Annotated in this window: 13 protein-coding genes and 2 pseudogenes; 10 read left to right on the top strand and 5 right to left on the bottom strand. The window is 67.8% G+C overall.

The window, feature by feature from the left end:
- The first annotated feature begins 293 nt into the window (after positions 1–293).
- The 3 genes from CV1CTNOD_RS14790 to CV1CTNOD_RS26725 all read left to right on the top strand — a co-directional run bounded on the left by CV1CTNOD_RS14790 (position 294) and on the right by CV1CTNOD_RS26725 (position 1,809).
- The gene (locus tag CV1CTNOD_RS14790) at positions 294–596 is read left to right on the top strand and encodes a nucleotidyltransferase family protein (RefSeq protein WP_131767466.1); all 303 of its coding nucleotides are present in this window, start codon (positions 294–296) and stop codon (positions 594–596) included.
- Positions 586–933 (top strand): HepT-like ribonuclease domain-containing protein, encoded by a 348-nt coding sequence (locus tag CV1CTNOD_RS14785; RefSeq protein WP_131786672.1) that lies wholly within the window; start codon positions 586–588, stop codon positions 931–933. Before CV1CTNOD_RS14790 ends, CV1CTNOD_RS14785 begins: the two co-directional genes overlap by 11 nt.
- 267 nt (positions 934–1,200) lie before the next feature.
- Positions 1,201–1,809: a hypothetical protein gene (locus CV1CTNOD_RS26725; RefSeq protein WP_242606701.1), complete on the top strand. Its 609-nt coding sequence runs from the start codon at positions 1,201–1,203 to the stop codon at positions 1,807–1,809.
- On the opposite strand, the gene CV1CTNOD_RS26720 is transcribed toward CV1CTNOD_RS26725, so the two are convergent.
- The 4 genes and pseudogenes from CV1CTNOD_RS26720 to CV1CTNOD_RS24785 all read right to left on the bottom strand — a co-directional run bounded on the left by CV1CTNOD_RS26720 (position 1,765) and on the right by CV1CTNOD_RS24785 (position 4,172).
- The gene (locus CV1CTNOD_RS26720; RefSeq protein WP_242606700.1) at positions 1,765–2,433 is read right to left on the bottom strand and encodes a recombinase family protein; all 669 of its coding nucleotides are present in this window, start codon (positions 2,431–2,433) and stop codon (positions 1,765–1,767) included. The two genes, CV1CTNOD_RS26725 and CV1CTNOD_RS26720, sit on opposite strands and share 45 nt — an antisense overlap.
- 53 nt (positions 2,434–2,486) lie before the next feature.
- Positions 2,487–2,822: pseudogene (locus CV1CTNOD_RS26715) on the bottom strand (recombinase family protein); the annotation flags it as partial.
- 201 nt (positions 2,823–3,023) lie between these two features.
- Complete coding sequence (locus CV1CTNOD_RS14775; protein ID WP_131786671.1) at positions 3,024–3,656, bottom strand: hypothetical protein; 633 nt, start codon at positions 3,654–3,656, stop codon at positions 3,024–3,026.
- A 291-nt stretch (positions 3,657–3,947) separates the two neighbouring features.
- Positions 3,948–4,172: a hypothetical protein gene (locus CV1CTNOD_RS24785; RefSeq protein ID WP_207386455.1), complete on the bottom strand. Its 225-nt coding sequence runs from the start codon at positions 4,170–4,172 to the stop codon at positions 3,948–3,950.
- An 83-nt stretch (positions 4,173–4,255) separates the two neighbouring features.
- On the opposite strand from CV1CTNOD_RS24785, the gene CV1CTNOD_RS26710 reads away from it, so the two are divergent.
- The 6 genes from CV1CTNOD_RS26710 (at position 4,256) to CV1CTNOD_RS14745 (ending at position 7,665) form a co-directional block, all read left to right on the top strand.
- Entirely contained in the window at positions 4,256–4,525 is a 270-nt protein-coding gene (locus CV1CTNOD_RS26710; protein WP_242606699.1) for a hypothetical protein, read from the top strand.
- A complete protein-coding gene (locus CV1CTNOD_RS26705; protein WP_242606698.1) occupies positions 4,522–4,674 on the top strand; it encodes a hypothetical protein in 153 nt (50 codons plus the stop codon). The genes CV1CTNOD_RS26710 and CV1CTNOD_RS26705 overlap by 4 nt, the downstream gene beginning before the upstream one ends.
- A 166-nt stretch (positions 4,675–4,840) precedes the next feature.
- Positions 4,841–5,206 carry a type II toxin-antitoxin system RelE/ParE family toxin gene (locus CV1CTNOD_RS14765; protein WP_131786670.1) on the top strand — a complete coding sequence of 122 codons (366 nt, stop codon included), beginning with the start codon at positions 4,841–4,843 and terminating at the stop codon, positions 5,204–5,206.
- Positions 5,199–5,495, top strand: a complete 297-nt coding sequence (locus CV1CTNOD_RS14760) for a helix-turn-helix domain-containing protein (protein ID WP_131786669.1) — start codon at positions 5,199–5,201, stop codon at positions 5,493–5,495. The genes CV1CTNOD_RS14765 and CV1CTNOD_RS14760 overlap by 8 nt, the downstream gene beginning before the upstream one ends.
- Before the next feature lie 666 nt (positions 5,496–6,161).
- Complete coding sequence (locus CV1CTNOD_RS14750) at positions 6,162–6,887, top strand: MarR family transcriptional regulator (protein ID WP_131786667.1); 726 nt, start codon at positions 6,162–6,164, stop codon at positions 6,885–6,887.
- Positions 6,877–7,665, top strand: a complete 789-nt coding sequence (locus tag CV1CTNOD_RS14745) for a nucleotidyl transferase AbiEii/AbiGii toxin family protein (RefSeq protein ID WP_131786666.1) — start codon at positions 6,877–6,879, stop codon at positions 7,663–7,665. The genes CV1CTNOD_RS14750 and CV1CTNOD_RS14745 overlap by 11 nt, the downstream gene beginning before the upstream one ends.
- 366 nt (positions 7,666–8,031) lie before the next feature.
- Here CV1CTNOD_RS14745 and CV1CTNOD_RS14740 read toward each other — a convergent pair whose 3' ends face one another.
- The gene (locus tag CV1CTNOD_RS14740) at positions 8,032–8,775 is read right to left on the bottom strand and encodes an NAD(P)-dependent oxidoreductase (RefSeq protein ID WP_242606697.1); all 744 of its coding nucleotides are present in this window, start codon (positions 8,773–8,775) and stop codon (positions 8,032–8,034) included.
- A 159-nt stretch (positions 8,776–8,934) separates the two neighbouring features.
- On the opposite strand from CV1CTNOD_RS14740, the pseudogene CV1CTNOD_RS14735 reads away from it, so the two are divergent.
- A pseudogene (locus CV1CTNOD_RS14735) lies at positions 8,935–9,108 on the top strand (Fic family protein); the annotation flags it as partial.
- Positions 9,109–9,469 lie beyond the last annotated feature (361 nt).

Below are 9,469 nucleotides of genomic sequence, written 5' to 3'. Positions count from 1 at the left end.
TGGCCACTATGAACTCGGAACGGATGCCGAACCCCGCCAGCGGCTGACGGCTGCCTTTACCGAGCTCGCGCTGGCCGTCTGAGCACCCGCCCGGCACAGGTCCACCGTGCCTTGCCTCCGCCCAATGCAACAGAGCCCTGTCGGCTGCCTTCGCCGAGCTCATCCTGGCGGTCTGATCAACATTCAGGCAGGGTCCGCCATGTCCTGCTTTCCCATAACGCAACAGACCCCGCCTTGGCTGTCCGAGGGTGGTGGTGCCGCTGTCGCGTGACGCCTGCGGCTACCCTTGCCTGGTGAGGTCCATCGCGGGAGTGGAGATCGACGAGGCCCGCCTGGCCGCGATCTGCGATCGGTACGGGATCGCCGAACTCCAGCTGTTCGGCTCTCAGGCGCGCGGCACCGCGACCGCCGACAGCGACATCGACATCCTGTACACCCTTCAGCCTGGCCGGCGTCTGGGCTGGGACATCGAGCAGCTCGCCGATGACCTCGCCGACCTGTTCGGACGGCCCGTCGACCTGGTCTCCGTTCGCGGACTCCACCCATTGCTACGGTCGTCCGTCCTGGCTGAAGCACGGCCCGTGTATGCGGCGTGACGCCCTCCTTCTCGGTGAGATGATCGAAGCAGCCGACCAGGCGCAGAAACTCACCGACGGGATCACCACCGGCGGTCTGGAGGCGGACCGCCAGCGCCGCGACGCGCTCCTGTGGAACTTCACCGTGCTCGGCGAAGCCGCCAGCCAGCTCTCCGAAGAGATCACCAAACAGTTTCCAGACATCGCCTGGAAGCAGCCTGTGCGGCTACGCAACCGGATCGTCCACGGCTACTGGTCCGTCGACCTCGAGATCCTGCACACCGCGGCCAGGGAGCAACTACCCCGGTTCGCCGCCGACCTGCGCCGGGTACTCGCATCTGTCGGCGAAGGCACCTGAATCCGCTGAGGGCTGGAGCGTAGCGGCCTGGCCACCTGTGACGACTGGCTCGCGGCTGCGGTCAAGGATGCCGAAACCACAGTGATCGACCCACATGACAGCTCACGCCACCGGTCGTCGGAACGCGCGGCCGTCGCGTGGGTGATACCGGGATCCGCCCTCGATCATACTGTGTGACCTGCGAGAATGAGTTCACCGGACAGGGTGACCGGTGGTGGGGTAATGGTTCGAGTCGCCCCTCGGACACTCTCGTTCGTACATGATCCCTTGAGGCTTGGCCTCAGCGACCACTCGGTGGGCTCCCGGTTCGTAGGTGAGCTGGAGGCCGAGCTGAATGTAGATCTCTGCTTTGTCGGCCGGGTCGGCCTCGGTAAGGACGGCGACGATGTCGCCCATGGCTACAACCATGTCGTGGATCTCCTGTTCGGTCATGCGCTGTCGGTGGGTGCCGGTGTGGAGGCGGGCCTGGGCGGCGGCGCGTTCGGTGTTGGCTTTGGCGGTCCAGCGGGCGACGAGGGCGGGGTCGGTGCCGGCTTCGAGGGCGAGCCGGTAGCGCTCCAGTTTGGCGTCGCAGTCGGCGATCGTGCGCCGTGCCCGGTCGAGCGCGGCATCGCGGCCGATGTCGGCTTCGTCGTCCTGGGCTGCGGTGAGGGCGGCGATCGTCGCGGGCAGGCGGGGCGGGGTGAAGGCGCGGGCAAGCCAGCGGTCGAGGTGCGGGACGATGAGTTCCTCGCGGACGTAGACGCTGCGAGGATGCTTGATGTGGTTGGTCAGGGCGTACTGGTCGGGGTAGACGCAGCGGTAGTGGGGTTTGCCGTTGTTCCAGCTGCCCTACATCCGCCTCTGGCAGATCCCGCAGCGCATCCGGCCTCGTAGCTGGTAAGGGTGGCGGGTGCGCTTGGATTCGCGGGGCCCGCTCGGGTCGAGCCTGCGGGCGGCGTAGCGGGCCTGGACCTGGGCGAAGGCATCGTCGTCGACCAGTGGCGAGTGGACGACCGCCGCGGAGTAGATCCAGACGTCGGGGTCGTTCCAGCGCATCCGGGTCTCATAGCCGAGGGCGACGTCCTCGACGTTGAGAAGGACCTCGTCCTTACGTTGGCGGTTCCAGACTTGGCGGCCGGTGTAGCGGGGGTTGGTCAGGATGGCACGCAGCGCTGGTTTGGACCAGGCACCGGTCCGGTGCGGGTTGCGCGCGGGGTCGTGGGCGGAGGGGCTGGGGATGCAGTCGGCGGTGAGGCCCTCCGTGATCGCGTACAGCCCGCGTCCGGCGGCGTACTCGGAGAAGATCCTGGCCACGACCGGGCTGGTGACCGGATCGGGTTCCAGCACATGCAGGCGTTTGCCGTCGGCGGCCTTGGCCGGGTTGGGATGGGGACCGGCGTCGGCGATGCGGTAGCCGTAGGGCGGCCGGCCGCCGAGGTAACGCCCTTCGGTCTTGGCCTGGGCCGCCATCGCGGTCCGCATCCGGATTTTGATCCGGTTCCGTTCACCCTTCGACATGCCCCGAACACGGACATGACCAGGTCGTGGGCTTCCGAGGCCGGGTCGATCGGCCCGCCGACCTCGGGGACCCAGAGGGCGACGCCGTAGTGCTCGAAGACGGGGTGGACGAGGCTGTACTGGTTGCCGTAGAACGCCCGGTGCGGCTCCCCGATCGCGACCGCGTCGAAGCCACGGCCGGGGTCACGGAGCGCGGCGAGCAGAAGGCTGGCCTGCGGGCGACGCTTCCAGGGAATCGATCGGGACTGGCCGACATCGAAGTACTCGGTGACGATCTCGCCGTGGGTGTCGGTGAGAGCGCGGGCGCGGGTGAGCTGCCAGGCCAGGGAGGACTCGGGGTCCTGCTGGTCCTCGGTGGAGACCCGGCCGTAGAACGCGAAGCTGATCAAGGTCAGGATGCCTTTCGTCCGGGTGCGTCCTCCTGGCCCGGCGGGTGAAGGGGACGGGTGTTCTCGTCGAGAGCCGGCTGCCGGTCCATGCGACGGCGGAACAGCCGCAGTAGGGCCAGGGCCAGCCCCGGCGTCACGACGGGTGGCTGGTCAGAGACGACGACCTCGAAGGGATGGGGGTCTCGTCGGCTTCGTCGTCTGTCACCGGGTGTCCGACCTGGGCAGGACGTGGCGGCCGAGGCCATGGCGGAGGCAGAACGCGGCGGCACCGGCGCTGAGCTGATCTGGCCCGGCGAGGAGCTGGCTGCGTAGCACCACGCGGTCCACCGGCACGTCTCCGTCGTTGGATGATGGGAGATCGCCGCTGGGTGCGGTGTCGTCAAGGTGCCGCAGGAAGCGGTCCACGATCGCGGGCCAGTCAGGGCCGAGCCACCGGTGTCGGCATGTCGTGAGCGTCCACGACGCCAGGAACAGAAGTACGGCCTGCGCCCCGATCTTGCCTGTGATCGCGGCCCATCGGGCGCACCACGTCCGGACCGCGCGGCGGTATCGCTTCAGACGGGCATGGTCCGGAGCAACGTCGGCGAGTCTCCGCCCGTCGGGCAGCCGAAGATCTGGAGCGGTGAGGGCGCCTGCGATGGCCGCGAACACCTCCCCTGGGCTGCCACCGCGGACGGTTCCCTGCCCGCCCGGCGACAAACTGGGGAGATGCGTGGCGAGAAGGTCGCGCACGAGCCGGGTGATGGCCGCATTCGCGCGCATCACCTCCGCATCATCGAGCCGGCTGTCTCGGCCTGCGTGCCAGTCCTCCGCCGGACCGTCACGCCACGTCATCCGCGCCACCGCGACTGCCGCTAGATCGATCAGGGCCCCGGAGCCGTCGGGATCAACACCGACGTGATCCACTATCTGCCGGAGCATTCCCGGATCAAACGGCCCGTCCGCGTCAGGAGAGAGGGAAGATCCAGACCCCGCCGTCTGCCCCCGTCCCACGCGCCACCCACGCCCCGAGGCCTGCGGTTCGAGCCCCCGCAGGCCCACCCATGTTTTGATCATGCCCTTGACCTGGACTAATACGGTTTGTGATCTATCGCATTTAGATTCGGTACTGTGGGACGGTGCTGGTCAGGACACCGGTGGCTGGTTCGAGCCCCGGCTGGACGACCATGTTGCCGCCATACGAATCGCCTCCGCCTCGTCGAGGTGCTCGGTCGGCGACTTCGGCACGAGAGCTGTCGTCGCCACCATCAGCGGCTGGGTCAGCGCCGAGGACATGTAGGGCAACCTGTTCGTCGATGGCCCGGACAGCGAGGAAGGAGACAGCCGCGTCTCCACACCATCCGCGATCACCGTGGCCGCGGGTGGCTCGGTGTCTCGGGTGAGCCGACATAACCGTGGGCCGGCAGGACAGTGCACCTGGCCCTGGCCAGTTCATGTCCGTGGTCTCCTTGGCGGACGTCCCCGATTCGGTGGAGATCATGGTTGACACGTCCGGCGCACGACTGTTCGGCAACCTCGACGAGTTGGCGGCCACCTCGCGGCTGGTGGTGGACCGCCCGGTCGGCAGTAGACACCCGCGGGTGCCGCAGGCCGTGTATCCCGTCGACTACGGCTACCTGGAGGGCACCGTGGCCGCGGACGGCGACGGTGTGGACGTCTTCCGCGGCAGCGCCACAGGCGCCGGAGTCGCGAGGTCTTCGTGACGGCGGATCCAGGCAAGCGTGACGTGGAGGTCAAGATACTGATCGACTGCACAGCCGACGAGATCGAGCGGGTGCGGATCCTGCTCCACGACGTCCTGGAGATCGGAGGCCTGCTCGTGCCACGGAGCGCGGAGACCGCCACCGATTGACGATCGAGGGCTCAGCCCACCCCAGGAGCCGAGGCGGTCAACCTGTGGGTCTCCGGCCTCGCCGGGACGATCTCTGTGGCAGATTGCACGGCGTGTCGTGGTCTGGCGGGTGGCCGCGTCGGTCTTGACACATGGACCACCGTCGCGCGGATATAGCGTCAACGCTATGACTTGGGGTACCGTCGAGCTGGAACCGGAAGTCCGGGACTGGCTGGAACGGCTGCCGACCGCGCAGTTCGCGACGGCTGCCTTCTACGTGGACCTGCTCGCCGAGCAGGGTCCGTTGCTGGGTGAGCCGTACACGCGACAGCTTGACGGCAAGCTGCGGGAGCTGCGGTTCCATCTGGAGGGCCGGGCGGTCCGGGTGACCTACTGGATCGCGCCGGGCCGGCGGGTGGTGCTTCTGACGGTGTTCGCAAAGACACGGATGAGGGAGGCTGCCGAGGTGTCCCGGGCGAGGCGCGCGCTGGCACGCTGCCTGACCGAGTCGCACACGGTGGGCGAGGGCGAGGGGGACGACGGCGATGGCTGAGCTGGCGGACTGGGTGCAGTTGCGGGAACGGCGGATGGGCGAGCCGGGTGCGCGAGAGGCCTACCAGGCGGCCAGGCTGGCGTTCGAGCTGGGCCGGTCGGTGCGGGAGTTGCGCCAGCGGCGGGCCTGGAGCCAGGCTGAGCTGGCCCGTGCGGCGGGGATGACGCAGTCGGCGGTGGCACGGTTCGAGGCCGGCGGCACTGTACCGACACTGCCGGTGCTGGAACGGCTCGCCGAGGCTCTCGACGCCGACCTCGACGTCCGCGTCGTCCCGCGTTCCGCGGCGTAGGAGATGTCCTGGCACGCCTGTCCGGACATGAGCCGGTAAACAATCCCGTGCGGCCTACCCGACCGCCGCCGTGAGCCCGTTGACGCCCGCCATGGCGGCGTCACGAGGTTTGCCGTGAGTGGTCCTGCCAGGACTGCGGAACGTATGTTCGATATCTGCCTCGGTGTGTCCGTCTCTATTCTTACTGGACATCGTCCCTGGTCGGAAGTCGTGTAGCGACCGGACGGACGGTGATTTCGGGACCCCGAACCAAGATCAAAGGGTTCTTATTGTGGCACGTTAGGTCCACCACATTATTGATCATGCTTCTCGCCTGCGTGAATGCGGTTTTCGATCTACGGCTTTGAGATCCGGCGCTTGGATCGGTGCTGGTCAGGGCCTCGGCGATCGGTTCGAGCCCCGTCTGGACGTCCACGTCGCCGCCGTGCGAACCGCCTCCATTCGGGGGCGTTGTGGCTGGTAGGACGCCTGCGGGACACGGGCCATTCGCGATGCGGGGTTCCATGGCATCGCGAAGCGATGTCATGGATGTTGATGGCCTGGACAACCGGTGTCCTCCTACGGGTCGAGGGGCTGAAGAGGAATGGTCCGGTATGAGTGGCGGACCGGGCTTGCCATGCGGCTACGCCTCCGTAGGCCGAGCGGAGGCGAGGTAGACTGTGCATTATGAACACCTACTCGCCGGAGCAGGTGGCAGGGCGGCTGGGCACATCCAGGGCGCGCGTCACCAGGGCAGCCAGGGCCCGCGGGATCGGGAGCGCCGAGGGTTCTCGTCTGCGGTTCGACGACGGTGATGTCCGCACGCTCGCAGACCACCTCGGTGTCACCGCCGTAGTCGACGGGCTGTCGCGGACCGAGAGTGTCGTACTCGCCGAGCTGTCGCGCAGACCGCTCGGCCTCATCTCGTCCCGAACTGTCGCTCGGGCATGCGGCATCTCGCCGGCAGCGGCGGTGAAGGCCGTCCAGTCGCTGGTGAGCCAGGGCCTGGTGACCGAGACGAGGGAGACCGTCGCCCTCGGAAAGGCCCGTGAGGTCACTGTGCTCCGGGCCAATGTCCGTCATCCGCGCTGGACTGCGCTACTTGAACAGCTCCACGGGGTCCGGCCGTCGGCGTCTGCCGAGGCCGCGCCGGCCGGCCTGCCACCGTATCTGGAGCATGCCTTCTGGAACGTCGACCGCCAGACGTTCCGCGGCCTGAAGCTGACGGACGACGGCCCGTTCATCGCCTCCCGCGCATTGACCACCAGCGATTCCGCCCTGCTCGCGTTCGCAGCCCGCCACCTGGACGCCGACGCCTGGCGCAAGGCGGCCAACCTGCGTGGCCTGGCTCCGGAGACCCGCCAGCTGGCTGTCAACCTCGCGCTTGCGGCCAAGGCCAAGGGTGAGCGCTGACCTGCCCGCCGGGCTCCGGAAGGTACTGCCCCCGGACACGGCACGGTCATGGGTCGTCCTGCGGGAGATCCTCCCGCATTCGATGATCCTGTACGACGGAACGGCCATTGCGGCGCACCTGAGCCACCGCACGTCGCGTGACCTGGACTTCTTCTTCGACGACCCGGACGTCGACCTCGCCTCGCTGCGAGAGGCGCTCACCACGCTGCGCCCGACGGCGGTCACGGACCAGGCCGCGCACACGCTGAACGCCGTGTTCGGCCAGACAAAGGTACAGTTCCTGTCGATGGCCGGGCAGGTCCCCGTCGACCGCGACACGAAGATCGCTGGACTTCGGGTCGCGAGTCTCCGCGACCTGGCCGCAACAAAAATTAAAGTCATCGGGGATCGCGGCGAGCTCCGCGACTACTTCGACCTCATGGTGATCGAACAGCGGACACCCGTCACCGTCGAGACCGCGCTGGTCGACTACCAGGCGCGGTACAACGACAGCCGCAACCTCGCGCACCTCGTCCGTGCACTCGGCTACCTCGGCGACGTGGCCGACGACCCGGCCCTGCCAACAGCCCGCGACCAGATTGAAAGGTACTGGGCCACACGCCAGCCCGCGACCCTCGCCTCCTTCGACCAGACCGGCCGCATTCCACGACCGGCGCCTGAAGAACCGCTGCCGGCACCCAGCCCGCGGCCGGAATCCGGCGACGCTGGCGGAATGGTCTGGGTCGAGCCACACCTGCGCAACGGACGCCAAGTCCGCGGCCACTACCGCCGCCGCTGAGCGTTGGCTTTTCCCGTTGAGCGTCGACTTCCCGGCGGGAGCGGGCACCAAATGCCGATCCGGCATGCCTCGGAGGAAACCAGGAACGTCAGGGCGACCACGATCCCCCACCACCGCAGTCTGAGCTGCCCCGGGTTTGGTGGAGGCCGGGGCAGCTCAGTGTGCCCGTAATGGCGGTCACTGGGCATGATCCCTGGTCACGGCTCGGGGCTGTGCCGAGATCGGTTGACCTGGTTCCGCCGAGAACCTGGCCGAGCAGAAAGTCCGACCGCTCCCGGCCTTGCCTCGGCCCGGTGGCGATCCCGAGGTCGGCACCAGGTATGCAGCTTGCGCGGCCTGGCGCAAGAACGCGGTTCGGGTCGTTATTCAGCCACCGGCTTTGATCACCTCGTAGAGGACGGTCCAGTTCTCGGTGCCGCGGCCCGTGGTGACGGCTTGCTCGTAGTGCGCCTTAACAGCTTTGGGTAGCTGTGTGTCGATGCCGGCCTTCTCGCTCGTCCACACAATGTGGTCCGCTGTAGCGCCCATCATCCGCGCTGTGCTGAGGTCGCCGGGATGTTCGCCGGCCTCCAGGCGCCGGGCCAGGTCCTGTCCGTCTCCGATCATCGCCGGGATGCCGGTGAGGGTGTCCAGCGCGCCGGGCAGGAAGTCGGCGGCCGGGACACCGGCGGCGGTGACGAGCGCGGTTGCGTGGAGCAGGCTTGACAAGGCGGTGAGGAAGACGTCGAGGTGCGCCTGGTAGAAGAGCTGGGCCAAGCCCGGGTCCTCCCCGAGATACCTCGGCTCGCCGAGCAGTCCGAGTGTCGGTTCGTGGACGTCGAACACGGCGCGCGGCCCGCTGTAGAACAGGTAGGCGCCGGGGCCGCCCACGGCGGGCGCGGGCACCATCACACCGCCCGTCACGAGGCTCGCTCCGTGTCTGTCCGCCCATTCCGCCGCATCCCGGCTGGCGTTGGGTGTGTCCGAGCTGAGATTGACCAGCACCTTGCCGGCAAGAACACCAGAGGGCCGCGAACCCTCGGCGACCGGGCCGAGGATGTCGTACATCGCCTGGTAGTCGGTGAGGCTGAGGATGGTCAGCTCGCTGGCAGCGACCGCCCTACCCGCCAAGATGAGATGAGACAGGTGGTGCCCATCTTGTAGGGTAGTTGGGCGAGGCGGGCCTGACGTCCTACGCACGTGCCGAGGTCTGATCTGACAGCCATGCGGCGAGCGGACTGAACGCCCCGCGGATGCCGGATGCCGGATGCCCGCTATCTCCCGGTGTGCAAAGGCCGACTCGACCGCTCCGGGCGGGTATGGGGCGCACTCTCCGAATTCGCCGAGAGCACCGGTCTGGACGAGCGAGTGGTCACTGCCCTGCACGACGTGGCCATGGCTGGACGCGTCCGCCGCTCACGCTACGAGCACGCCGAGGGCCTGAGCCGGCACTTGACATCGCGCGCACGCCCATGATCTTGAGGAATCCATACACCGGCTGACGAGAACCGCCACATATGTCGAGACGCCGAGGCGGATACCGAGTGTCGCGACGTTGCCGAGGCAGAACAGAAACGTCGACCCGACCACGACCCCCACGATCACGGTCACCAGACGGATCGGACCGTCCAGACCTACCCGAGGTTCGGAACACATGTTCGACACAGTGAACGATGAGACGACTCGGCGGTCACCAAGCATCATCCCTGGTCAGGGCCTGTGTAGCGACCGGGCGGACGGTGATTTCAGGGCCTTGAACCAAGATCAAATGGTTCGTAGGCTGGTACCTTAGTGGTTAGCGCTGGAAGTTCCTCGGGGGTTGATG

It is taken from the genome of Protofrankia symbiont of Coriaria ruscifolia (assembly GCF_900634745.1).
GTDB classification, from domain to species: Bacteria; Actinomycetota; Actinomycetes; order Frankiales; family Frankiaceae; genus Protofrankia; species Protofrankia californiensis.
This window is presented reverse-complemented; position numbering and strand designations above follow the sequence as displayed.